The organism is Ectothiorhodospiraceae bacterium 2226, assembly GCA_013348725.1.
In the GTDB taxonomy this organism is placed as follows: Bacteria; Pseudomonadota; Gammaproteobacteria.
This window is the reverse complement of record CP054689.1, coordinates 2,835,700-2,858,880: the sequence shown is the minus strand read 5'-3', so window position 1 is coordinate 2,858,880 and position 23,181 is coordinate 2,835,700. Positions and strand designations below refer to the sequence as shown.

General features: G+C 62.4%; 23 protein-coding genes. 2 read left to right on the top strand and 21 right to left on the bottom strand.

Annotated elements, in window-relative coordinates:
• Positions 1-92: 92 nt before the first annotated feature.
• The 15 genes from HUS23_13835 to HUS23_13765 form a co-directional block, all read right to left on the bottom strand.
• The gene (locus HUS23_13835) at positions 93-1,124 is read right to left on the bottom strand and encodes an NAD-dependent epimerase (protein QKT04815.1); all 1,032 of its coding nucleotides are present in this window, start codon (positions 1,122-1,124) and stop codon (positions 93-95) included.
• A gap of 41 nt (positions 1,125-1,165) precedes the next feature.
• Positions 1,166-2,449, bottom strand: coding sequence for a Vi polysaccharide biosynthesis UDP-N-acetylglucosamine C-6 dehydrogenase TviB (tviB, locus tag HUS23_13830; protein QKT04814.1), 1,284 nt, complete (start codon positions 2,447-2,449; stop codon positions 1,166-1,168).
• A 461-nt stretch (positions 2,450-2,910) separates the two neighbouring features.
• The gene (locus HUS23_13825) at positions 2,911-4,272 is read right to left on the bottom strand and encodes a UDP-glucose/GDP-mannose dehydrogenase family protein (GenBank protein QKT04813.1); all 1,362 of its coding nucleotides are present in this window, start codon (positions 4,270-4,272) and stop codon (positions 2,911-2,913) included.
• A gap of 227 nt (positions 4,273-4,499) precedes the next feature.
• Complete coding sequence (locus HUS23_13820) at positions 4,500-4,796, bottom strand: hypothetical protein (GenBank protein QKT04812.1); 297 nt, start codon at positions 4,794-4,796, stop codon at positions 4,500-4,502.
• A gap of 47 nt (positions 4,797-4,843) precedes the next feature.
• The gene (locus HUS23_13815; protein ID QKT04811.1) at positions 4,844-6,016 is read right to left on the bottom strand and encodes a DegT/DnrJ/EryC1/StrS aminotransferase family protein; all 1,173 of its coding nucleotides are present in this window, start codon (positions 6,014-6,016) and stop codon (positions 4,844-4,846) included.
• On the bottom strand, positions 6,013-6,651 hold the full coding sequence (locus tag HUS23_13810) for an acetyltransferase (protein ID QKT04810.1): 639 nt from the start codon (positions 6,649-6,651) through the stop codon (positions 6,013-6,015). The genes HUS23_13815 and HUS23_13810 overlap by 4 nt, the downstream gene beginning before the upstream one ends.
• Positions 6,648-7,262: a sugar transferase gene (locus tag HUS23_13805; GenBank protein QKT04809.1), complete on the bottom strand. Its 615-nt coding sequence runs from the start codon at positions 7,260-7,262 to the stop codon at positions 6,648-6,650. Before HUS23_13805 ends, HUS23_13810 begins: the two co-directional genes overlap by 4 nt.
• Positions 7,249-8,469, bottom strand: coding sequence for a glycosyltransferase family 4 protein (locus HUS23_13800; GenBank protein ID QKT04808.1), 1,221 nt, complete (start codon positions 8,467-8,469; stop codon positions 7,249-7,251). The genes HUS23_13805 and HUS23_13800 overlap by 14 nt, the downstream gene beginning before the upstream one ends.
• A gap of 145 nt (positions 8,470-8,614) precedes the next feature.
• Positions 8,615-9,847, bottom strand: coding sequence for a hypothetical protein (locus HUS23_13795; protein QKT04807.1), 1,233 nt, complete (start codon positions 9,845-9,847; stop codon positions 8,615-8,617).
• Between the two features lie 83 nt (positions 9,848-9,930).
• On the bottom strand, positions 9,931-11,094 hold the full coding sequence (locus HUS23_13790; protein ID QKT04806.1) for a glycosyltransferase: 1,164 nt from the start codon (positions 11,092-11,094) through the stop codon (positions 9,931-9,933).
• A gap of 140 nt (positions 11,095-11,234) precedes the next feature.
• The gene (locus HUS23_13785) at positions 11,235-12,155 is read right to left on the bottom strand and encodes a glycosyltransferase family 2 protein (protein ID QKT04805.1); all 921 of its coding nucleotides are present in this window, start codon (positions 12,153-12,155) and stop codon (positions 11,235-11,237) included.
• Positions 12,156-12,209: 54 nt separating this feature from the next.
• The gene (locus HUS23_13780) at positions 12,210-12,845 is read right to left on the bottom strand and encodes a class I SAM-dependent methyltransferase (GenBank protein QKT04804.1); all 636 of its coding nucleotides are present in this window, start codon (positions 12,843-12,845) and stop codon (positions 12,210-12,212) included.
• A 3-nt stretch (positions 12,846-12,848) separates the two neighbouring features.
• The gene (locus HUS23_13775) at positions 12,849-14,186 is read right to left on the bottom strand and encodes a hypothetical protein (GenBank protein ID QKT04803.1); all 1,338 of its coding nucleotides are present in this window, start codon (positions 14,184-14,186) and stop codon (positions 12,849-12,851) included.
• Between the two features lie 205 nt (positions 14,187-14,391).
• Positions 14,392-15,699, bottom strand: coding sequence for a lipopolysaccharide biosynthesis protein (locus HUS23_13770; protein ID QKT05096.1), 1,308 nt, complete (start codon positions 15,697-15,699; stop codon positions 14,392-14,394).
• A gap of 553 nt (positions 15,700-16,252) precedes the next feature.
• Entirely contained in the window at positions 16,253-17,611 is a 1,359-nt protein-coding gene (locus tag HUS23_13765) for a phosphomannomutase (protein ID QKT04802.1), read from the bottom strand.
• Positions 17,612-18,241: 630 nt separating this feature from the next.
• Here HUS23_13765 and HUS23_13760 point away from each other — a divergent pair.
• Both HUS23_13760 and HUS23_13755 read left to right on the top strand, forming a co-directional pair.
• A complete protein-coding gene (locus HUS23_13760; GenBank protein ID QKT04801.1) occupies positions 18,242-18,430 on the top strand; it encodes a type II toxin-antitoxin system HicA family toxin in 189 nt (62 codons plus the stop codon).
• A 3-nt stretch (positions 18,431-18,433) separates the two neighbouring features.
• Complete coding sequence (locus HUS23_13755; GenBank protein ID QKT04800.1) at positions 18,434-18,844, top strand: type II toxin-antitoxin system HicB family antitoxin; 411 nt, start codon at positions 18,434-18,436, stop codon at positions 18,842-18,844.
• Between the two features lie 521 nt (positions 18,845-19,365).
• Here HUS23_13755 and HUS23_13750 read toward each other — a convergent pair.
• The 6 genes from HUS23_13750 to cysC all read right to left on the bottom strand — a co-directional run bounded on the left by HUS23_13750 (position 19,366) and on the right by cysC (position 23,146).
• Entirely contained in the window at positions 19,366-20,604 is a 1,239-nt protein-coding gene (locus tag HUS23_13750; GenBank protein QKT04799.1) for a type II toxin-antitoxin system HipA family toxin, read from the bottom strand.
• Positions 20,594-20,908: a helix-turn-helix domain-containing protein gene (locus tag HUS23_13745; protein ID QKT04798.1), complete on the bottom strand. Its 315-nt coding sequence runs from the start codon at positions 20,906-20,908 to the stop codon at positions 20,594-20,596. The genes HUS23_13750 and HUS23_13745 overlap by 11 nt, the downstream gene beginning before the upstream one ends.
• A 318-nt stretch (positions 20,909-21,226) precedes the next feature.
• The gene (locus tag HUS23_13740) at positions 21,227-21,712 is read right to left on the bottom strand and encodes a hypothetical protein (GenBank protein QKT04797.1); all 486 of its coding nucleotides are present in this window, start codon (positions 21,710-21,712) and stop codon (positions 21,227-21,229) included.
• Between the two features lie 15 nt (positions 21,713-21,727).
• Positions 21,728-22,150, bottom strand: a complete 423-nt coding sequence (locus HUS23_13735; GenBank protein QKT04796.1) for a type II toxin-antitoxin system VapC family toxin — start codon at positions 22,148-22,150, stop codon at positions 21,728-21,730.
• Positions 22,150-22,398 (bottom strand): type II toxin-antitoxin system prevent-host-death family antitoxin, encoded by a 249-nt coding sequence (locus HUS23_13730; protein ID QKT04795.1) that lies wholly within the window; start codon positions 22,396-22,398, stop codon positions 22,150-22,152. Before HUS23_13730 ends, HUS23_13735 begins: the two co-directional genes overlap by 1 nt.
• Positions 22,399-22,471: 73 nt before the next feature.
• The gene (cysC, locus tag HUS23_13725) at positions 22,472-23,146 is read right to left on the bottom strand and encodes an adenylyl-sulfate kinase (GenBank protein QKT04794.1); all 675 of its coding nucleotides are present in this window, start codon (positions 23,144-23,146) and stop codon (positions 22,472-22,474) included.
• Positions 23,147-23,181 lie beyond the last annotated feature (35 nt).

Genomic DNA, 23,181 nt, shown 5'->3' with positions numbered 1-23,181 from the left:
AACCATGATAATTCAGCACTATACCAGCGTTAGCCGGGCTTTACCAGGGGCTTCCGGGTGCCCGTAGCCGCTCCGGATGCCCCTTGTCGCCCTCAGACGCCGTGGTACTCGCGGTACCATTCGACGAACCGTCTAACGCCTTCCTCCACCGGCACCGACGGCTGATAACCCACGTCCCGCGCAAGGTCCTCTACGTCGGCGTAAGTGTCCGGCACGTCGCCCGGCTGCAGGGGCAGCATGTTCATCTCGGCCTTGCGGCCCAGGCAATCCTCCAACACTTCAATATAGTGCAGAAGGTCCACCGGCCGGTGGTTGCCGATGTTGTACAGCCGGTACGGCGCATAGCTCGTGCCGGAGTCGGGCACGTCGCTCGACCAGTCGGGGTTGGCCGTCGCGGTGTGGTCCAAGGTGCGAATCACGCCTTCGACGATGTCATCGATGTAGGTGAAGTCGCGCCGGTGTTTACCATGGTTGAACACATCGATGGGCTTGCCCTCGAGGATGTTCTTGGTAAAAAGGAACAGCGCCATATCGGGCCGGCCCCAGGGGCCGTATACCGTGAAGAAGCGCAGCCCCGTAGTGGGCAGGCCATACAGCGAGCTGTAGGTGTGCGCCATCAGCTCGTTGGCCTTTTTGCTGGCGGCGTACAGACTCACGGGATGGTCGACGTTGTGATGCACCGAGAACGGCATCTCGGTGTTGGCGCCGTACACCGAACTGCTGGAGGCGTACACCAGGTGCTCCACGCCGTTGTGGCGGCAGCCCTCGAGGATGTTCACGAAACCGACCAGGTTGGTGTCCACGTAGGCGTGCGGATTCTTGAGCGAGTAGCGCACCCCCGCCTGCGCCGCGAGGTTCACCACGCGCTGCGGCCTGTACTTGGTGAATACCTGCTCCATGGCCGCGCGGTCGGCGATATCCACCCGCACATCGGTAAAGTTCGGGTGATCCTTGAAGCGGTCCAGCCGCGCCTGCTTGAGGCGGACGTCGTAGTAATCGTTCATGTTGTCGACGCCGATCACGCGGTCGCCGCGCTCCAGCAAGCGGATCGCCAACTCGGAACCGATGAAGCCTGCCGTGCCGGTGACCAACACCGTGGCGCCGCCGTTACTTCCTGCGCTCATGCTTATCCTTCTCGTTCAAATCGAAAATTTTTGATTCAGGTTTACAGGCGGGCGTCGACCGCCTCGGCCGGCAGCACGTACTTGACGTCATACAGTACGGCATTCGGCTTGCCGAGCGCGCGGATGCCTTCGGCGCCCATCTCGCGGAACTCGTCGTGGCCCACGGCGAGAATGATGGCGTCGTAGCGGCCGAGCTCGACGTCCTTGGCCGGGCGGATGCCGTACTCTTGCTCGACCTCGGCGGGATCGGCCCAGGGATCGTAAACCTCGACCTGCGCGCCGTAGCTCTTGAACTCGCTCACGATATCCACCACCCGCGTATTGCGGATATCGGGGCAGTTCTCCTTGAAGGTGAGCCCCATCACCAACACGCAGGCGTCGACCACCTGGATGCGGCGGCGCAGCATCAGCTTCACCACCTGCTCGACGATGTAGGCACCCATGCTGTCGTTCAGGCGCCGGCCGGCGAGGATCATTTCGGGGTGAAATCCGATCTCCTGTGCCTTGTGGGTGAGGTAGTACGGGTCCACGCCGATGCAGTGGCCACCCACCAGGCCCGGCCGAAAGGGCAGGAAGTTCCACTTCGTTCCCGCCGCCTCCAGCACCTCCAGGGTGTCGATCCCGAGGCGGTTGAAGATCACCGCCAACTCGTTGATCAAGGCGATGTTCACATCGCGCTGGGTGTTCTCGATGACCTTCGCCGCCTCCGCCACGCGGATGCTGCTGGCGCGGTAGGTGCCGGCCTGGATGATGCGCTTGTAGAGCGCATCCACGAATGCCGCCACCTCCGGCGTGGAGCCGGAGGTCACCTTGAGGATGGTGGTGACCGTGTGCTCCTTGTCGCCCGGGTTGATGCGCTCCGGGCTGTAGCCCGCGTAGTAGTCCTGGTTGAAGCGCAGGCCTGACTCGCGGCTCAGGATGGGCACGCAGACCTCCTCGGTCGCGCCCGGGTAGACGGTGGATTCGTAGATCACCACGTCGCCCGGCTTCAGCAACCGGCCGACGGTGCGGCTAGCGGAGATGAGGGGGGTGAGGTCCGGACGCTTGTTGTTGTCGATCGGCGTCGGGACCGTCACGATGTACACGTTACAGGCGCGCAGCGCTTCGGCCTGCGGGTCGTCGACATAGGTGAGGTGGGTGGCGGCCTTCAGGCCCTCGGCATCCACCTCGCGCGTGCTGTCGCGCCCCTCCCGCAACTCCGCGATACGGCGCGGGTTGATATCCAGGCCGACGGTGGGCATGGACTTGCCGAACTCCGCCGCGAGCGGCAGGCCGACATACCCCAGCCCGATCACCCCAATGCGTGCCTTATCCAGGTCAAACATGATCCTTCCTTTATTCTGATGTGCCCACCGGGCGGCGGGCCCTCGTCCCTGAGTGTTCTGTTCTCATATAGTCGCCGACGGCAAAGCCCGCCGCCCCAAAAGCGCAACCCCGTCCCAAATCCGGACTCGCGCGCGACCGTCCCGCCCCGTAGCTGCCCGCAGGGCGCAATAAGCGCAGCGCATCGCGCCAACAACCTCAACGAATATCACCAGCCAGACGCTCGACCACGGACAATCGCCGAGCGCCGGAGCAACATCCCCCGCGCCGAACCGCCGCTACCCCTGCGCCGCCATCCCCGCCACCGGCTTCAGCCGCTCACCGCGCCCAATGCCGGAATAGCCCGTAGGGCGCAATAAGCGCAGCGCATTGCGCCACCGACCTCAACAAATAGTGCGAGCCTGCCGCACTACTACGGAAAACTAGCCGCGCGCCAGAGCAACATCCCAGCTCCGAACCGCCGCTACCCCTGCGCCGCCATCCCCGCCACCGGCTTCAGCCGCTCACCGCGCCCAATGCCGTAATAGGTGAAGCCCATCCGCCCCAGCCGCGCGGGGTCGTAGATGTTGCGACCGTCGAACACCACCGGCTCCTTGAGCGCCGCCTTCACGGCGTCGAAGTCCGGACTGCGGAATACGTTCCACTCGGTCACCACCACCAAAGCATCCGCGCCATCCAGCGCCATCTCCGGCTTGGTGCACAGCACCAGGTCGTCGCGGTCGCCATAGATCCGCCGCGCCTCCTCCATCGCCTCCGGGTCGTGCGCCTGCACGCGCGCACCCGCCGCCCACAACGTCTCCATCAGGGTGCGGCTCGGCGCCTCGCGCATGTCGTCGGTATTCGGCTTGAACGCCAAGCCCCACAGCGCGAACGTGCGCCCCTTGAGATCGTCGCCAAAGTGCGCGCGGATCTTCTCGCCCAACACCGACTTCTGCCGGTCATTCACCGCCTGAACGGCGTCCACGATCTCGGTACGGAAGCCCACCTGCCGCCCGGTGTGCGCCAAGGCACGGATATCCTTGGGGAAACAGGAGCCGCCAAAACCGCAGCCGGGATAGATGAACGGATAGCCGATGCGCGAGTCGGAGCCGATGCCCCGGCGCACGTTCTCGATGTCCGCCCCCACCAGCTCAGCCAGGCTCGCCAGCTCGTTCATGAAGCTGATTTTGGTGGCCAGCATGGCGTTGGCGGCATACTTGGTAAGCTCCGCCGAGCGGATGTCCATGGCGATCAGGCGGTCATGGCTGCGGTTGAAGGGCGCGTAAAGCGCGCGCAGCAGTTCCGTGGTTCGCGGATTGTCCGTGCCGATGACGATGCGCTCGGGCTTCATGAAGTCCTCGATCGCCGCGCCTTCCTTCAGGAACTCGGGGTTCGACACCACATCGAACTCCAGCGCCGCGCCGCGCTCGGCCAGCACCGAGGCCACCCGCTCGCGTACCTTGTCCGCCGTGCCCACGGGCACTGTGGATTTATCCACCAGCACGCGGTAGTCCTGCATATTGCGGGCGACGGATTCGGCCACCTGGAGCACATACTGCAGGTCCGCCGAGCCGTCCTCGTCCGGCGGCGTACCTACGGCGATGAACTGGAACAGGCCGTGCTCCACACCGGCGGCCACGTCGCTGGTAAAGGACAGGCGCCCCGCCGCGGCGTTCGCCCGTACCAGATCGTCCAGCCCCGGCTCGAAGATCGGCACCTCGCCGCACTGGAGCATCTCGATCTTGCGCTCGTCGATGTCCACGCACAGGACATCGTTACCCACTTCGGCCAGGCAGGCGCCCGTCACGAGCCCCACATAACCCGACCCAAAAATCGTTACTTTCATTACTCCCCCCCAACGGATCCATCCCTAGAACAGGCGTTACGCCGCCAGAGTATAGAACATCAGCCGGCGCCGACGCTGCCGCCGAGCGGCTCTTCCACCGGCGCTGTGACCGCCACCGCTGGAAAACCCACGGACGATCGCATGAGGGTGGGCAAAAGCAGGCGTGGAAGAATACGGATTCTATACATATCCACGAAGCCATCGTCAGTGTGTATAAGACGCTGACTTCAAGGCCCCGAAACCCCCGGCGTTTCGTCCACCGGACGCCCGGCGCCCTCGCGCCAAACCCACCATGCCAGCGGCGCGAGCGCCGCCAGTGCGGCGGGGGCGCCCCACGCGGGCTGCGTCCACGCCAACAGCGCCCACGGCAGCAGCCATACCATATTAATGATTGTATAGAGCGTCGTAACGCGCCCGTGGCTGCCCCAGCGCCGCGCCACGCGTTGGTAGACGTGGCGCCGATGCGGCTCGCTCCAGCGCGTACCATGCCGCAGGCGCACGACTAAGGTGACGGTGGCATCCACGATAAAAAGGAGACTTCCGGGCGGCCGTTCTGACGACCTATCGAGAGCTAACGACACGCGCGGCGCATAACATCCGCGATCCCATCGCAAGCACGATTCACATCAGACTCTGTGACTGTTGGGTCCACCGCCAGCATTAGGCTGGTCTCGCCAAGCTGTTGCGCCACGGGCAACCGCCGCTCGGGGCGCTGCCCTGTACCTTCGAAGGCCTTTTCCAGGTAGATCTCCGGACAGGATCCCGTGAAGCACTCGATACCCGCGGACCGGATCTCCGCCAAGATGCGATCCCTACTCCAACTCGATCGCAAAGCCTCAGGCCGCACGAAGCAGTAGAACTTATACCACGCGTGCTCGACACCCTCCGGCGGCAGGGGCACCCGCAGCCCCGGCACCTGGGACAGCCGTTCCGCGTACAACATAGCGTTGCGCTTCCTAGTCGCTAACCATCCCGCGAGCTTGCTGAGTTGGACGCGGCCGATGGCCGCCTGCATTTCCGTCATGCGCCAGTTGGTCCCGAAGGACTCGTGAAGCCAGCGGAAACCCGCTCGGTGCTCCCGTTCATAGACGGCCGCATAGCTCTTCCCGTGGTCCTTGTAAGCCCAGGCGCGACGCCACTGCTCCTCATCCTGAAGCAACAACATGCCTCCCTCGCCCCCTGTCGTCATGATCTTGTCCTGGCAAAAGGAGAAGGCGGCCGCGTCGCCGAAACTCCCGACACAGCGCCCCGCGATGCGCGCGCCATGCGCCTGCGCGCAGTCTTCAATCAAATACACGCCGTGAGCCTGCGCAAGAGACCGCAGCGCTGGCGCGTCGAACGGCCAACCTGCCAGATGCACCGCCAGGATTGCCTTCGTCCGAGGAGTCAGTGCCGCAGCCACCGTATCCGGGGTCATGTTCTGGCTATCTCGGTCCACATCCACGAAGACCGGCCGAGCGCCCGAGAGCACGACAGCGCTGACCGAAGCCATGAAGCTGCGCGGCGTTACGATCACTTCATCACCGGGACCCACACCCGCGGCGATCAGCGCCAGTTCCAGGGCGACCGTACCGTTTGCCAAGGCGATCCCGTAGGGTGCACCAACGAACGCGGCGAAGGCATGCTCGAAGCGGCGCCCCTCCTCGCCGGTCCAATAGTTGACGCGCCCGGACCGAAGTACGCCGACGACGGCGTCGACTTCTTCAAGCCCAAACACAGGCCAACTTACCTCACGGCTGTTCATTCCCCCGTGGCCCCCGCCGATCCGAGCGCCTTAGCCGGAACGCCCCCGACACGTGATTGGTCGGGAAGGTCGTGTACGACTGCGGCGCCCGCCGCAACCAGACATCGCTCCCCAATCCGCAGTCCCTCGATGACGCTAGCGCCGAGGCCAATCCACGTTTCGCGTCCGACCACTACGGCGCCCCCCAAGTGCGCGCCGGGCGCAACATGCACGCCCTCGCCCAACCTGCAGTCATGATCGACCGTCGCCCCCGAATTCACGATACAGCCTCTCCCTAGTTCCGCATCCGGCCCGACGACCGCTTGCGCCAGAACAACGCTACCCTCCCCAAGAGTTGCTGAGCGGCTAATAGCGGCCGACGGATGAACAACGCGCGCAAGCGAGGCATCCCGCTCCGCCAGCTGTTGGATTATCCGCATGCGCAACGCATTGTCACCAAGAGCCACCACTGCAAGGTCTCGTCCGCCTTCCGGCACGTCCTCTAAACGGCCGACCACAGGCCATGCGCCCACCGTCGTGAGCGTCGGAAATCGATCATCGTAGAACACGATTTCATCCGCCATGCCCGCAGCAAGCGCGGCATCCGCCACCACCTTGCCGTGGCCCCCTGCACCCAATATATGGAGCTTGCTCATGCCTCATCACGCCCCTTGAACGGTGGCATCGTCACATGCCCCTCCGCAGAGATGCCCTCGCGCCGCACGACCAGCACCAGAGTCCGCCACAGGATCTTTAGATCCAACCACAGCGAAGCATGATCGACATACCAAACGTCCAGGCGAAAGCGCTCGTCCCAATCGACGGCGTTACGGCCGTTAACCTGAGCCCATCCTGTGATCCCCGGGCGAACTTCATGGCGCCGGGCCTGCTCCTGCGAATACAGAGACAGGTACTCCGGAAGTAGTGGCCGCGGACCTACTAAACTCATATCTCCCTTCAAAACGTTGAACAGCTCTGGTAGCTCGTCGAGTGAGCTGGAGCGAAGGAAGCGTCCAAACCGCGTGAGCCGTGCCTCGTCAGGTAGCAAGCGCCCCGCTGCGTCACGCGTCTCGCGCATGGTGCGAAATTTCCACATTGTGAATAGTCCGCCGTTCAATCCCGGGCGCTCCTGTCCAAAAAACACCGGCCGCCCTAGTATCGCCAAAACGGTCAGCGCCAAGATCAAGAGAAGCGGCGCGAAAACCACCAACAACGTCACGGCGATGACCAAGTCAAACAGCCGTTTGCAAACATCATGCGGACCCACTCGCCGCCTCCAGCAATACCGCTTCCAACTCGTCAGCCAGCCGATTCCGAGAGAACCTTTCTTCCCCGAGTTGGCGGGCCTTTAGGCCGGCTTCCCTGCATGAATCCCTATCGCCAAGCAAGCCCGCTAACCTCTCAGCCGCCACACGTGCGTCGTTGGGAGGTAGCACTACGCCCGCGCCACTGCACGTCAGCAGTTCCGCCTGCCATCCTCCGTAGTTGATCGCCACCGCGCGTCCCGCAGCTAAAGCATCGAAGAACTTATTCGCCGAATTCGCCCACATCTCGGGAAGATCAATGAAGAGGGACACTGCCACATCAGCCGCCCCAAGCACCTCGGGCATCCTGTCCTTGGGCATTGCTGACATCATGAACAATGTCTCATCAAGAACACCTAGTTCACGTGCCTTGGATCGGACGGTTTGTTCCTCTCGACCCTCCCCCACGATCAAGAAGCGCGCTTCGGGTAGAATCTCTCTCATTGCTGCCGCTACTTCCACCAAGTAGCCGACGCCGTTGATAGCACCCAGCGTCCCCGCGTACAGAACCAGCGGCCGATCCCCAAGCCAATCTAGAGTGCGGCGGAAGCGGTGGCCGCCGTCTGCCGCATGCTCAAACAAATCAAGATCACAGCTATTTGGCACAACGTGGACATGCCGCGCGGGATAGCCCGCCTTGATGACCCCCTCGCGCATCCCGGGAGACAATGCGACCACACGACGCGCATTCCTATACGCGAAACGCTCCAGCATCCTGGCCAACATGATTCCGACTGGGTTCTTGAGCGCTCCAATAGCAACCGGCAGTTCGGGCCATAGGTCACGCACCTCGAACACCATGGGGACGCCCCTGCGTCTTGCCGCAAACGCCGCGGGAAGCGCTATTGTCAAAGGTGTACTAGTTGCAAATACGAGGTCGCAATCCATGCGCCCCGCCCGCCGAGCTGCGGCAAGAGCGAATTGAACAAACGCCCTAACTCTTTGCGAAAACCCCATGCTGTTCGAGTACGGCACAGGATACCAGTGTACGGATATCCCGCTCTCCCGCGTTACCCGCCAGCCCGTTCCGCAGGAGTTCGTGTCGCGTGAACTTGTGATGACATTGACCTCGTGCCCCTTGCTCACGAGCCTCCGCGCCATTTCATAGGAACGCGTCCCCCCGGGCATACTGGGAGTGTTAAAGTATTGATGAAGATAGACAATTCTCATCAGAAACCGTACCAGAAACCCGATGCCGCGCCCGACCTTGCCCTGGAAACGAATCTACCAGAGTCGCCCAAGCACCCGTCTCGAAGCGGTAGGTAAACCACTTGCGCCAAGCCAAGAACACGGTGCCGCCATGCATCTAGTGAGCTCACACAGACCTTCCCCAGCCGCTTACGCGACGCAGGGGCGATAGCTCATGGTGTTGACCGGCCTCTCTCATTTGCGCCGCCAAGCCAAGCGCGCCTCCCAGCAAAGCGAAGAAAAGCATCGATGGTTTACCCACCAAGAATATTTCGTGCGTTATGCCCATCACGAGCATTCCAAAAAGCATCAAGAAGGCGAAGTGCCCGATCTGCGGGTTGCAGCGGTAGATCCGAAGAATGATCGTCCCGAGCCACCCCAACCACAGTAGCGCGCCGACTACTCCTACCTCCATCATCAGCCACATGTACTGCGAGTCCAACCCGAGTCGCGTGGTTTCCTTCTGCGCGAGGTGCTGATATGAACCAAGGCCGGCGCCGCTCAGCCACAGCAGCGGGCTAACTGCGTTCAGCTGATCGATCTGGCCCTGCCATTTGGCCATCCGTATCGAGATCCCACTATCCGAAGCACTTGCCCGATGGGCGACCCGGTCCATAAGGTCCGGCAGAAACTGGATGGCTGCAGCACCAGAAATCAACACCCCGAGAAACAACAACAAGGTAATGCGGTGTTGATACCAAGCAAGACGCCGACTTCCAGCCAGCCAGACAACCACGAGCCCAACAGTTGATACAGCTACCAGGGCGACGAGCGCGGTGCGGGATATCGTTCCCACAAGAAGGAAGATGACGAGCACCGCACCTAAGGTGAACATCCCGCGGCGAAAAAGGTAACCGAGAAACAGGAGACTTACGAACGTGAGGTAAATAACTGCCCCCGCCTGCGAGGGCCCGCGTTCTCCAAGGAGACCGATATAACCGTAATAACCAGAAAATCGGCCCGTCACTATCTGAAACAAGCCATAAACAATAACAATTCCCGCGCCCAATCCCACGGCGGAGAGGAAGAGGCGTGGTCTCGTGTAGCCTAGGTAGACCGCTATGGCGAACATTACGAACGCCTCGATCAGGCGTGCGCCAAACAGCGACGAACGGACTACGGATGTGCCAATGATGGGATACATTGCCACGGTCACAAGGAAGGCGTATACGAGAAACGCAATTCCAAGCAGGACCGGAAGCCCGCCCGAGATCCGCCATAGTCTAGGAAGAACGAAGGGAACCACCAGTGCAGCTAGCACCAAAAGGAGATCGGTCGCGGTTACGTGCGCCCCAAGCCGCGGGCTGATGTACACACTCACGAGCGCGAGAGCGCCGAGCCATGCTGCGAGGCGGCCCATTCCCTCGCCCCCTCGCATATGTATATCTGGCGGAACGCCCTCTACTCGCTCGCGCGGCGCTGCCCCCCCGAACGAACGCTGGGTCACTCCAACAAACCTCGATAGAAGTCCGTAAGCTTCTGAAGCTCTCCTTTCCAACTGTAATGCTCGTGCACGGCACGCTTCCCGCGCTCGCCGAGCGCCCGCGCCCTTTCGGCATCGGTCAGCAACGCTTCGAGGGCTTGACGAACGGATTGCACATTCTCCGGATCCACACATAGTCCACAGTCATGCTGGTCTACCACTTGCCGATATAATGCAAAATCGGATACAACAACAGGAAGCCCCATTGCCATGTACTCGAACATCTTCGTCGGGTAGGAATCGACGTAATTCTCTAACGGCCTCAGCACCGCTACGCCAACATGACAGCGCGCGATGCGCCTCCAGCCGTCTTGGGGCGGCAGCCGACCCGGAGCGCGAAGCCAGCCATCTGCGATGGCGGCCCTAAAACGATCATCTGCCGCAACGTCATCATCGACGGGCCCGACGCATTCAAAGTTCACCCGCAAGCCATCGTGGCGAAGGTCGATTGCTGCCTGCAGCACCGTCAGAACCCCTCTATCCTTCGTAACGCCACCGATGTACCCGATCGTCGGGACCTCCGCGGGCAACTCCGCGATAGTTTCTAGCACCTCTAACGACGGCATATTCAGCACCAACTCGCGCCGCCGAACCCATTGATAATCCGAAAGGTACGACCGCTCGGCGCAAACGACGGCCATGTGGTTGAGTGTGAGGCGTTCGACGCTGGAAACGGCAGCCGCAATAGGTACTCGCATCCACTGAGGAATCCAATGCTTGGTGCGGATCTGCTTGGGCACGTTCTCATGCATATCGTACACGACGCGCCGCCCAACCATACGCAGGGCGAGCCCCACGGGAAGTAGTTCTGGATCATGCAGATGATACACGTCCGCCCTTTCCTCTAACGCAATCCTTAACGCCCTCAACGCGTTGACGGTCATGCGGCGAACCCGGCGCTTAGTAGGCGATAGAGCGCGGATCCGGACCCCCCTCCGATCGCAATCCTGTGTCGACTGTATGACCAGTGTGACCGAATGTCCCTCTGCGGCGAGACCTACACATTGCTTTTCGAAGATCCGCGTGTCGTGCTCTGAATGTACAGTTGATAAATGGACCACCGTCAGGCGCCGTCCACTCGGGTCCCCGCTCCGCTCGCGGCACTCTTCTCGCTGACGCAACACTAGATCTCCCAGGACTGGCCGTTCAGTCTATTACTCGCCCAAACGCTTCCGTCCAATCCGTCTGCACGACGGTTAAACGCGCCAAAAGGGGTCGATCGGACTGACACTATCAACAGGACGCGAATGCTGCGGATGATGCCTCAATCCGCACTCTTCTTTTCCGCTTGGTCGGCGGAACGGTTTTGCATGAAGCGCCGCCAGCGAGAAGCCTGAAATATCCGTGAAATGTCAGTTCGCAACTCTGATCTGAGGCAGATCCGCCATGTCCGGAACGCCGTCAGCGGACCGTAAGCCAAAGATACGAGCATCCAACCCGTTGCGGACGGAAGCTCTTCAATTCCGAGCGATTTAAGGGCGCCTGCGAGGCGGGCCTGGCCGCGGACACGCTCGAGAAACGCAACAGGCCCTGGATCCGCAGTCATGCTCTTGGCCCGTCGGAAAACGCGATAGACCGCCACCGGAACGGCACGCACATGCTCTGCTTGCACTGCCGCCAGCACGTTAAACGCCACATCGTTGCTAACTCGGGTTTCCTCGAACCTGACCCCCCGCTTCTCTATAAACCGGCGCGAGTAGACCTTTGCGACCGGGTTTCCATGGCCGAGTTTCAGGCGCTTGAGCGTGCTCTCGTTTGGCTCTTCAAGATAGGCCGTACACAGGGCATTCATCCGATCTGCGCGGTTCGAGCGCGACCCGTCCACTTCCTGCACCGCTTGAGCAAGAAAATACACAAGATCGTCGTCGGGACCCACATGCTGATCAAACACATCGAACGCCCCCGCAATAAACTCGTCGTCAGCGTCAGCGAACACCAAGTACTCGCCTTGTGCGTGCGCAAGGCCGACGTTGCGAGCAGCGCCCGCACCGGCGTTATCTCTAGTAGAAAGCCACCGAACCCTCGCCCAGCGCGCCTTCAGCGCATCAAGCACGGACTGATCCGGACTGCAATCGTCCACCACGATTACTTCCAGATCCAAACGCCCCACCGGCACCGTTCTCAATAAGCGCTCCAGCCGGTCCGAGTCGTTAAAGTGCGGAATGATCAAAGAATATCTCAACATATCACCACGTATGGAATCCTAGTGTCTCCGAGCAGCACGCATTTTGCGAAGGGCTTACGACCTCTTCTTGGCGAAACTAAAAAAACGGTGATAAGGATTTTCGTGCACACGAAAGCTTTTACTTAGCGTTACTGGCGCCTGCTTCACGAGCAACTTCTCAACTGACCTAAGCTCATATCCCGCCTTGTTAATCTCCCAATAGTGCTCCCCGTCGAACGAGTGGGGCGGTCTGCGCAAACGCGGCTTGGGAAGTGAGAACTGCACAGTGCCGATCCTAGGCAGGTAGATGGACACCGGCCAACGGGTCGCGGCATCCGGTAACGAAATCACAACTGCACGCTCGGCGACACGTGCCATCTCAGAAAACGCCTCTAGGCTTTGCTCGAACGGCAGGTGCTCAAGCATCTGAAAGGCACATACAACGTCAAAAGCACCATCCGCAAAAGGCATAGCGAAGACGGATGCAACGTGATCAGGCTTAAGCTCCGGGTCGATATCGAGCGTTTCAACGTGAACCCCGAACGTACCAGCCACTGACTTGAAGACGCCAGGCCCAGGACCGATCTCCAGGACGCGCGCAGGATTCAGATTGAGCACTTCGTCGAGCTGGTGCCATATACTCGCCCAACGGCGCTTGTGGATATACCTGCCGAACTCGTAGTGCGACTTGTCCACTTGCTTGGCACTCATCTGCTATTCGTCCATCAAGTACGCGACTTGGAGAAGCCGGTTGCGAGCCAGGTCCGGAGCGTCACCACCACCCGGCTTGAAAAATGCGTTTGCTTCCTTCGCGGTCAGGATCGCATTCACCAACTCGCGGGCTCGCTCAAACTGGTTGCCGGAGAGTTCCCCAGCTAGGCCGTTTCGGAAGGCGCCGTAATCTCCGCTCCAAGCCCCTTGATTGATTGGCTTCCGTCCGACGATGCGTGCCGCAAGGTTTGCCGCACGATCCCCAGCGCGACGATAAACAACCGTACCGAGCTCAACGTAATGCCCTGCGTAACCGCCCAGTCTTGGTATGCGCCCAGAGCTCGTAGGCAACCATCCCGCCCTTCCCATGGGCGACCCGAACGCTGCACGGAACACCTTTCGGTCCACACGAACCTCATCTGGCATGCTGGCCGCCAACGCGTATACCTGAGGTGAGAGAAAAGGTTCGACAACGGTGCGGCCAAGGTTCTGTACAGCCAAGTAATGCGCGAACTGCTCATGGTGGCACCCTACAGGCCACAGCCAATGCCAGTTCACCGCAGAGCGGGGTCTGAACTCAGCAAGCAGATCTTGGTGTCTATTACGCCTTTCAACAACGCACGAGGCCACCTCTGGATCAAGCCAGCGCGCCTGCTTGGCATCGGCGATCCCAACCGGAGTCGTCGAAAAGTCACTTGTAAGCGTTTCCGGACCTATCCTTCTTAACGTCCTAGAGGCGTTAGCCACGAGCATGCTTTTAAACAAGCTATCAGACATAAACCCGCCGACAATCGCGTCGGCGTCACCGAGGGAGTCTGCAAGAACCCCATAGACATGGGTATGCCGAACATCCGAAACTCCACCTATCAGTCTAGCGCGCGCGCGGATATCCTGACGATAAAACCCTTCGGGACGCCTTACGAACCTCAATGGTCGGCCGAGGGCACGCGCGGCTCGCTCCGCTAGTTTTACCTCGCGGTTATAACCATCGGAGAAGGTAACCAACTCACACTCAACATCGGGCGGCAACAAACTCACGACGGCACGCGAATCCTCACCGCCAGAGAAAAGGACTTTGATGTTACGCTTTCCTTCTAAACCCACCAGGAGGACCTTCTGTACCTGCTCACGCAACCGCATCCCCCACATTTGCAGCGGCGCGCCATCTTCGCCCTCATCCGGACGGTAATATACTTCAGACTGGATATCGTCAGGCGTCACATCGGTAACAGCACCAGGAGGCGCGGCATAGACGCCACTGAACAAAGTGAAGGGGTAACACACAGTCCCGTTCAGGAGGAAGTCCGCAACCGAAACCGGATCCAAACGCGGATCTTCCATTTGCTGAGAGACTCCCAAGGGGCTCCGCCCAGCTAGAACCCGCCCCTGATGCTGCGCGTAGTACAACGGCGTGCTGCCCGCGTGGTCAGTCACCAGTCTAACTGAATCGTTCCCTTGGTCCTCGAACCAGCCAAACGGCAAAAGGCGGTCTCGAAGGTTTTGACCGAGCCTCACTGGATCAGCTGCCTCATCTCCGGACCCGCCTTCAGGTATGCCCATGTTCTCTGGCGCTCTCATAGTCGTATGCAATTCTCAGCACCCATGCGATAAGAAAAAGATTCAGACCCACGCCAACGAGAGCGAAAAGAGCGATAGCGACCACATCACTGTGGAAGAGCGAAACACCCATAACAATCGCTGCTGCCCGTACAATAACGCTAACGATCTCATATACAAGGAAGCCGCGCTGGAGGGACAGGACCGGGATCGTCGCAACACTAGGCCGATTGATAAACGCTGCGAGCAACCAAAGCGCCAGCCAACGGGCATATTCTCCGGCGTGCGCCCAGTCTCCGCCGAAGACGAGGCTAAACAACCCAGGACCGAACATCGCCACAAGACTGAAGGGCACAATTCCTATGGCAAGCAGTGCGCCGGTGGCGCGCACAATGTGTTGAGGCAGGTTCTCGCCGTTGTGGGCCGCTTCCGTAATGCGTGGATAGAACACGTCATTAACTGCCTTGCCTACCAAGGCACTGGGCATGCCCATCACCATCTGCCCCAACGTGTAGAACCCTGCAGCAGCAGGCCCAAAAAACGCGGCCAGCATCAGCACCGGCAGACTCTGCGAGGCAGCGTTGATGAAGTTTTGCGGGGCCCGGTACAGCGGAAAATCACGGTGGCGGTACGCCAACTTCTTCAACGGGGCCTTCGATCCCTCCTCTCGCTCCGCAGCGCAACCCTGGTACCGGCGGCGGGCGCCGATGAACAGCAACCCGGCGTGCAGGGCTTGGCCCAACGTGGCGAGCACGATGAGCACCGCCCCTACAGGATGCAGCCAGCCGATCCCACTCTTAGCCGTGTTCAGAATGAGCGAGTGAGCGACAGCGGAACGCGCGACCACGCCGAACTCCTTCTTGCGGATCAGCCACTGCTGTGCGATCTGCATCCAGGCGGCGAACAGCATCGCCAGTGGGATCAGGAACAGGAAGCCCGCTACGGATTCCGCGCCGAGGGTCGCTGTCAGCCAATCGCCACCCGTCCAGAGGGCGGCGGCCGCCAAAAGGGCGATCGCGAACGACAGGACGGCGGACAGCCGAACCAGGCCCAGGGCATCGCGATCCTCGCGCGGTAGGACGATAGCGATGGGATAGGCCAGCGCGGCGACGGGGATCGCAACGGCGACAATGGCCATGAACGTGCCCAGCAGGCCGAAAGCCTCCGGCCCATAGATGCGCGTTATGAGTGGAGCGAAGGCCATGGTGATGGCCTGTGCCCCGGCCGTTCCGGAAGCGACCACCGCCACACTTCGAGCAAAACAACTCCGCCATACTCGGCCAGTCGCGCGGAGCACTGCGGGTGGCAATCTCGTCACTGTGAGGGTCACTCGGATGACCGCTCCGCCACAAATGGTCGCGCATCTTGATCCATTTCGAACACCAACGGTTGTTTCGCGATGGGCCAGTCGTTACTCATTCGGCATCATCAGATTGAGCTGCTAGAGCTTGGTTGCATTCCTTCCCGCCTACTGCCCTGGGATGTGGCTCCCCATTGGCAAAAAGAGCGAACGGTACGCGGTAGTGATTGATCCACCCCTCGTCTCACCCCCTTAGGAGATGCAGGAGGTACGCAGGCAGAACTGTTGTGTCTGCTGCATGATGTCGAGTAAGACCACCACCCACTTCCCGCTGGTTTGGACAAGAAAACGACCTTCATAGCCTTGCTAGTCTGTTCGTCATCGCGCTGCGTGAACGGCCGAGCTGCAGAAGCAGCTCCCGTTAGCTTAAAGGCAGTACGGAGAGGTTTCGCCGCTTTGTGATGAGAGTGCATATCGCTTCTTGACGTGTCTGGCGTGAGATCTTGAGCTCGTTTAGCTGAACCAAACAGAGACTGGAGCTTTCGATCGCCTATGCCGCTCCGCCAATTAGCTTGCTCAGTTCTTGAACGCGCTCGCTCACCAGCTGGCTAGCCCCCCGCGTCTCTACATTCAACCTCAACATCGGTTCGGTGTTCGAGCCGCGAATGTTAAAGCGCCAGTTGGGGAATTCCGCACTGACCCCATCCGTGCGGTCTGTCGCAAGGTCCGACGCCACATAGCTTTCCAGCACACGCTCGACGGTGGCGCCAACATCTGCCACCCGGTAGTTGATCTCTCCGCTACATGGATACGCGCGCACGCGCTCCTCAACCAAGCGGGAGAGTCCCCTGCCCTTCTCACTTACCTGCTCAGCCACCAACAACCACGGAATCATTCCACTATCGCAATAAGCGAAGTCGCGGAAGTAATGATGCGCGGACATTTCCCCGCCGTATACGGCGTCTTCCTCGCGCATGCGCTCTTTGATGAAGGCGTGGCCCGTCTTGCTCTGCACGGGGATGCCGCCCGCTTCGGTCACCATGTCGATGGTGTTCCAGGTGAGGCGCGGGTCGTGGATGATCTTGCTGCCGGGGTGCTTCTTGAGCATCTGCACAGCGAGCAGGCCGACGAGGTAGTAGCCCTCGATGAACTCGCCGCGTTCGTCGAAGAAGAAGCAGCGGTCGAAGTCGCCGTCCCAGGCGATGCCCATATCGGCGCCGGCCTCGCGCACGGCCTGTGCCGTGACTTCGCGGTTCTCGGGCAGCAGCGGGTTGGGAATGCCGTTGGGGAAGGTGCCGTCGGGCTCGTGGTGGATGCGGGTGACCTTGAACGGCAGGTGCTTGGCGATCGCATCGAAGGTCGGGCCGGCGCAGCCGTTGCCGGCGTTCACCACCAGGTGCAGGGGCTTGAGGCGCTCGACGTCGACGAAGGAAAGCACCTTCTGGACGTAATCGTCCATCACGTCGAGGGCTTCGTCCTGCCCTACCCGCTCGGCGGCGTGGCGGTGGCCCGCCAGGGCGAGCTTCTCGATGTCGCGCAGGCCGCTGTCGCCGCTGATGGGGCGCGCGTCCTCGCGCACCAACTTCATGCCGTTGTATTCGATGGGGTTATGACTGGCGGTGACCATGATGCCGCCACCCATGCCGGGGCGGCTGGCGGCGAAGTAGACAGTCTCGGTCCCGCACAGGCCGAGCTGGCGGGTGTCCACACCGGCGTCGTTGAGCCCGCGGGTGAGGGCGGCGGCGAGCTGGGGGCTGGTTTGCCGCACGTCGATACCGATGGCCACGGGCCCCTCGGGGCGCACCACCTCCGCGTAGGCGTGGCCGATGTGGTAGGCCAGGGTCTCATCCAGCTGATCCGGCACTTTGCCGCGGATATCATAGGCTTTGAAGCAGGATTCCCCGCTCATCCATCCCCCCGGTGTTCATCCTGAAACAACTCATTGTATAGCAAAGGCCACGGATCTTGGGATGGCCGTAGCGCACGGTTCGGTGCTTTCCGCGGATGCGGGGCGCTCGTGAGCCCGTGGCGCCGGCGGTCTAGCGGGTACCGGCCCTCAGTAGTAGGCGGCGGGAGACAGCACCGTTCGCTCCAGCAGGGCGTCGGGCAAGGAACGGGCGCTGAAGTGCAAGGCAGCGCGAAACGGACGGGACGGTGGGCGCGACCAGCGCCCATGGCGCGATGCGCTGCGCTATGGCGCCCTACAACCCAAACCGTAGGGCGCCATAAGCCGCGTTAGCGGCGCATCGCGCCTGAGAGCGCCGGACAAGGAATGGGCGCTGAAGTGAAAGGCAGCGCGACACGGACGAGACAGTGGGCACGACCAGCGCCGATGGCGCGATGCGCTGCGCTTATGGCGCCCTACAACCCCATCCGTAGGGCGCCATAAGCCACGTTAGCGGCGCATCGCGCCGGAGGGCGCCGGGCAAGGAACCCGGCGCTGAAGTGCAAGCCAGTGCGAAACGGAAGGAGTCGGCGGGCGCGCCGGATCGGCCGCCCCCCCCCGTTGCGTGGGCTCTGAGTATGTATAATACACACCATGAAGAGCCCGGATATCATCAGACGGCTCGAGCGCGAGGGGTGGAAGCGGGTCGGCGGCAAAGGCGACCACGCGAAGTACAAGCACCCCGAGCGCCCCGGCCACGTGGTGGTGCCGCACCCGCGCAAGGACATCCCCACCGGCACGCTGCGCAGCATCTTCCGGCAAGCCGGGTGGGACTGGAGGTAAGCCATGCTCTATCCCGTATACGTGCACCCGGGCGATGAGACCCACGCCCACGGCGCGATCGTTCCCGACTTCCCCGGCTGCTACTCCGCGGCCGACAGCTGGGAGGATCTGCCCGCGGCCATTCAGGAAGCCGTCGAGGTCTACTGCGAAGGGGAAGACGCCCCCGTGCCGGAACCGACGCCCTTGGAACGCCTGGCCGAGGATCCCCGGTTCGAAGGCGGCGTGTGGATGCTGTTCGACATCGATGTCGCGCGCCTGCAGGGCCCCGCGCAACGCATCAACCTCACGGTACCGGCTGGCGCCCTGCGCGCGATCGACCAGGCCGCCAAAGCCAGCAACGAGAGCCGCTCAGCCTTTCTGACGCGCGCCGGACTCGCCTTGGCGCGCGAGCAGATCGCCAAGCGGCCGCGTTAGGGAAGCTCTGATTCATCAGAGCTTCCCTCGGCACAGGGAGGTGCCGCCGTGATCGGCGGCTGGAAGCCGTTGATCACGAAGCAAAGTGAAAATCACGCTTTTCGCTTTGCGCGGTCTGGCAACGCCAGGATGGCGTTGTTCAGACCTTCCTTAGCGCGGCCGGATCGTACCGATATCCGCGCTCAGCTCCGGGGGTACTCTTCTTGCCGGAGAACGCCGGGGGCGCGGTGGCCGGAACGAGCGCCCATGGCGCGATGCGCTGCGCTTATGGCGCCCTACAACCCCAACCGTAGGGCGCCATAAGCCGCGTTAGCGGCGCATCGCGCCGGAGAGCGCCGGGCAAGGAACAGGCGCTGAAGTTGCAAGGCAGCGCGAAACGGACGGGGCAGTGGGCGCGTCCAGCGCCAATGGCGCGATGCGCTGCGCTTATGGCGCCCTACAACCCAACCGTAGGGCGCCATAAGCCGCGTTAGCGGCGCATCGCGCCGGAGGGCGCCGGGCAAGGAACAGGCGCTGTACGGTCAATAGTGCACGGCCGGGGAAAGTACGGTGCGCTCAAAAAGTTGCCGGGCTAGCGCCTCGGGGACGGACGCCTGATCGCACTGCGCAGCCCAGTGTGCGCGAATCGCGTCCTCGATCTCCCGCGCCATCGCGCGGGCGGTGACGGCGTCGATCCCGAACCGCCCCGATTCGGAGTACGCGTTCTTCAGCGTCGCGCGCTTTCCCTCGCCCCCGACCTCCATCGCCTGGCTCGCCTCCAAGCCCAGCCTCGGGATGATGCAGATGTCGTAGGCCGGCGTGAGCGAGGCAAACCGGCCGTCCCAAAAGATCGCATGGTTTCGCGCGTGATCGTCGGTGTTGCCGATCAGGATGTTGAACAACAGGCGGCGGTACAGTTCGCGGCATGCCCCCAGTGCGTCCTCGGCATAGCGGCGCAAAAAGTCAGCCAACGCCGGGTATCCGGCGTAGCGCGCCTCCATCTCATCCAGGTCGAGCGCGGTCAGGGCACTAATAAAGTGCCGCGGGGGTGCATCGTCGGTGACGTCAAACCGCTCGATCGCGAGGACGTCTCGGCCTAGAATCTGTAACCGCTCGGCGCGCACCGTTTCGATGCCCGCCGCACGTGCCAGCGCCAACCCAAGGGCCTCAAGACGCACTGCGGGGTGGATGTCGGCAGAGGAACTGAACTTTACGATCAAGCGGCGGCCGTCGCCCGCCCGCAACAAGGCCTTGGGTCGCGCTCCGCCGATGCTCGTCCCGTGCAGTAGCGCCAGCTCGAGTTCGGGCGTCAGAGGTTCGCCCCCCTCGACGGACGCGACCGCCTGCTGTAGCTGTTCCAGGCTCGCCGCGCCTTCCGCCTGCGCCGTATAAGACTCGGGCGTGGTCTGGAAATGAAGGGCGCCCGGGGCTTGGCCGCACAAAAGCAGGTAATCGATCTCCGTGAGGTCCGTGTCGGCACGCTCTGCGCTGTAGCGCAGTCGGTGTGCCAGCACCCGTCGCCCCCACGCATCGGGGGCAGCGTCGCGGAGTACGCCGGGCAGTCCGCGCCGCGTGACCTGCTCACCTTCGCGCAGCGGGAGCGCGTGCGGGGCGAGCGCGATCGCCTGCGCGCGGGCACGGTAGGAGCGTCCGTAGACGAAGCGATGCACCGCGTCTGCACCCGGTCCATCGGCCGTCACGCGCCCGCAAACCACCGGTTCGTCGGCGCCTGGCAGCCACAACCAAACGTATGCGGACGTTGCACCGACCTTAGAAGTCATCGCTCAGCCCTCCCCGGGGGCGAACCCGCCGGCCGCGCCCGGCGACCGCCAGTTCCGCCTGCCTGTCGGGACTGAGCGCATCCGGGTCGCTCGGCAAATCGAGCAGCCAGCAGAGGGTCATGACCGTGCCCCAGGCGACATTCCCCGCCCCCTGCTCGACCCTGTTTATGGTTGGGCGCGAGGTGCCGGCCCGTTCGGCAAGCTGGGTCTGCGTGAAGCCCCGCGCGCGGCGCGCGGCGGCAATGAGCCTGCCGAGGCGTTGCAGACGACGGGTCACGGTCGGGGGCGCACTATAGCTTGACATGAATAATATACGATTCATCCGACGAGATTATGAATCTTATATGATGCATTAAGACCACGCAAATGTAGGGCGCCATAAGCCGCGCAGCGGCGCATCGCGCCGGGAAGTGCCCAGGGCGCTATAGGTCCAGATCCCCGGCTGCGGCGCGAAAAGTCGGGGGAGGTGTACCTCGGCGAGGCCCATGGCGCGATGCGCTGCGCTTATGGCGCCCTACAACGTCGTCGCTGTTTGGGGGGCGCGGAGCATAGGCGCACCATCGAATCATCCGCAGCTCACACTTCGCGAGCAGATAAGGGCTTCTTGCCTCTACGGCGACTCCTACGGCTCCCAGCGCTCCGGGTGGGCCCAGTAGCGGCTGTTGAGCCAGTCCGGCGTGGTTTTGTAGTCGGCGAGGTTGAAGTGATAGAGCGCGAGCGGCCCTTGGGCGACCTGGTAACGGGCCATCAGCGTCATGCCGAAGGCCAAGAGGTCGTTCTCCTCCCAAACGCTCGCCATTCCTTGCCAGCCCGCGCCGATCGGCGCCAGCGCGACGAAGCGCCCGGAATGGAGGTCGCGCAGACCGGCGAGCAGCGCCCCGGCGGCCTTGGCATCCAGGCGCTCCAGCGTGTTGGCGACCACCCCGAAGTCGAAGCGCTCTAGCCCTTCTACCGCGCTCATGGGGTCTGCTCGGACATGCGTGATGCGCGCTCCCTCGGTGCCCGCCGCGCTCGGCAGGGGCTCTGCGTGCGGATCCACCACCAAGATCGTCTTGGGCCGGATGTCGTCCAGCAACCGTGCCAGCGTCGGGTGATGTTCGGTGAACATGGCGCGTTCGACGAACTACAGGAAGGCGGTGCTGACGCCGAGCGCATCGCCCGCGTTCACCAGGGTTCGGTCGAGCGAGCACAGCCGCGCGCCGTGGTTGGCGGCAACAGCGAGATGGAGGGCGTCGCCCGCCCGCAGCCCGATAGCGTGCTGATCGGCAAAGCGCGCCGCGGCACGGAACTCGGCACGCGACACGGCGAGCACGCCGAAGCTACGTTCGGTCAAGGCGGTGAATACGGCGAGCGCGTCCGCGCGATGCGAGGCGCCGATGTGGCCGACGCGCACCTTCGCCGAGAGGGCCGCCGAGAACTCCGTGATCACCCATTCGCTGATGAACAGTGCTTCCGGGTCCTGCGCGGCCAACCAGGTTTGCATATCGCTCGTACGAGCTTCATTGGTGAGCGCGGCCACCAGCAGGCTGGTATCCAAGTAAAGCATCAATAGCGCACGTCATCGCGAACGGCGCGGATGAACGTCTCCGCACTCTCCTCCTGCGGCGGCATCGAGGCGGTAAGGCGCGCCAGCGCATGCTTGTCCACCGGTTGCCGGGGTCGGTCGGCCTGCGACAGCCGCCCGACCGGCTTGCCCCGCTTGGTGATGATGACCGTCTCGCCGGTCGCGGCGAGCTCGGTAAGCTCGCTCAGGCGCGCCTTGGCTTCCGCGAGCGACACGATGGTGGTATCCATCGGCGTCTTCCCATGTGACCAACTAGATAGTCACATTGTAGGGCGGATGTAGGCGGCCGAACAAGCTATGCCGCTACAGTCGGGCGTCCCGTCCATTCACACGGCGTGCATGGCCCGCCGCGGCCACCGGCTGCAGCGGCGCGATGACGTCGCGCGCTTCCAGGGCCTCGATCACCTGATCCACGCACTGGTCAATGCTGGTGCAGCTGGTGTCGACCACGATATCGGGGTTCTCGGGTGGCTCGTACGGCGACGAAATGCCGGTAAAGTCTTTGATTTCGCCGGCCCGCGCGCGCTTGTACAGGCCCTTCACGTCGCGCTGTTCGCACACGCTGAGCGGGCACTGCACGTACACCTCGAGCAAGTCCCCCGGCGCGACCAGGCTGCGTACCCTGTCGCGGTCGGCGCGAAACGGCGAGATGAACGCCGTCAGCGTAATGAGGCCGGCCTCCACGCACAGCTTGGCCACCTCGCCGATGCGGCGGATGTTCTCGGCACGATCCTGCTCCGAGAAGCCGAGGTCGCCACACAGACCGTGCCGCACGTTGTCCCCATCCAGCACGAAGGTGCGGCAGCCTTCGGCGTGCAGGCGCTCCTCGACGGCGCGTGCCAGGGTCGACTTGCCCGAGCCGGACAGCCCGGTGAACCAAAGAATCGCGCTCTTGTGCCCGTTCAGTTCGTTGCGCTGCCGGCGGTCGATGGCCAAGTCCTGCCAGACGACGTTATTGCTCTTGCGCGTCTCATGCATGTTGTTCTACGTCCTTGTATGGATTTGATTCGAGT

What these genes read in the sequence shown, in the direction of transcription:
- HUS23_13835 (QKT04815.1), bottom strand. Translation starts at nt 1,124, where the DNA reads ATGAGCGCAGGAAGTAACGGCGGCGCCACGGTGTTGGTCACCGGCACG.
- tviB (QKT04814.1), bottom strand. Translation starts at nt 2,449, where the DNA reads ATGTTTGACCTGGATAAGGCACGCATTGGGGTGATCGGGCTGGGGTAT.
- HUS23_13825 (QKT04813.1), bottom strand. Translation starts at nt 4,272, where the DNA reads ATGAAAGTAACGATTTTTGGGTCGGGTTATGTGGGGCTCGTGACGGGC.
- HUS23_13815 (QKT04811.1), bottom strand. Translation starts at nt 6,016, where the DNA reads ATGAACAGCCGTGAGGTAAGTTGGCCTGTGTTTGGGCTTGAAGAAGTC.
- HUS23_13810 (QKT04810.1), bottom strand. Translation starts at nt 6,651, where the DNA reads ATGAGCAAGCTCCATATATTGGGTGCAGGGGGCCACGGCAAGGTGGTG.
- HUS23_13800 (QKT04808.1), bottom strand. Translation starts at nt 8,469, where the DNA reads ATGAGAATTGTCTATCTTCATCAATACTTTAACACTCCCAGTATGCCC.
- HUS23_13795 (QKT04807.1), bottom strand. Translation starts at nt 9,847, where the DNA reads ATGGGCCGCCTCGCAGCATGGCTCGGCGCTCTCGCGCTCGTGAGTGTG.
- HUS23_13785 (QKT04805.1), bottom strand. Translation starts at nt 12,155, where the DNA reads ATGTTGAGATATTCTTTGATCATTCCGCACTTTAACGACTCGGACCGG.
- HUS23_13780 (QKT04804.1), bottom strand. Translation starts at nt 12,845, where the DNA reads ATGAGTGCCAAGCAAGTGGACAAGTCGCACTACGAGTTCGGCAGGTAT.
- HUS23_13775 (QKT04803.1), bottom strand. Translation starts at nt 14,186, where the DNA reads ATGGAAGATCCGCGTTTGGATCCGGTTTCGGTTGCGGACTTCCTCCTG.
- HUS23_13765 (QKT04802.1), bottom strand. Translation starts at nt 17,611, where the DNA reads ATGAGCGGGGAATCCTGCTTCAAAGCCTATGATATCCGCGGCAAAGTG.
- HUS23_13760 (QKT04801.1), top strand. Translation starts at nt 18,242, where the DNA reads ATGAAGAGCCCGGATATCATCAGACGGCTCGAGCGCGAGGGGTGGAAG.
- HUS23_13755 (QKT04800.1), top strand. Translation starts at nt 18,434, where the DNA reads ATGCTCTATCCCGTATACGTGCACCCGGGCGATGAGACCCACGCCCAC.
- HUS23_13750 (QKT04799.1), bottom strand. Translation starts at nt 20,604, where the DNA reads ATGACTTCTAAGGTCGGTGCAACGTCCGCATACGTTTGGTTGTGGCTG.
- HUS23_13745 (QKT04798.1), bottom strand. Translation starts at nt 20,908, where the DNA reads ATGTCAAGCTATAGTGCGCCCCCGACCGTGACCCGTCGTCTGCAACGC.
- HUS23_13740 (QKT04797.1), bottom strand. Translation starts at nt 21,712, where the DNA reads ATGTTCACCGAACATCACCCGACGCTGGCACGGTTGCTGGACGACATC.
- HUS23_13735 (QKT04796.1), bottom strand. Translation starts at nt 22,150, where the DNA reads ATGCTTTACTTGGATACCAGCCTGCTGGTGGCCGCGCTCACCAATGAA.
- HUS23_13730 (QKT04795.1), bottom strand. Translation starts at nt 22,398, where the DNA reads ATGGATACCACCATCGTGTCGCTCGCGGAAGCCAAGGCGCGCCTGAGC.
- cysC (QKT04794.1), bottom strand. Translation starts at nt 23,146, where the DNA reads ATGCATGAGACGCGCAAGAGCAATAACGTCGTCTGGCAGGACTTGGCC.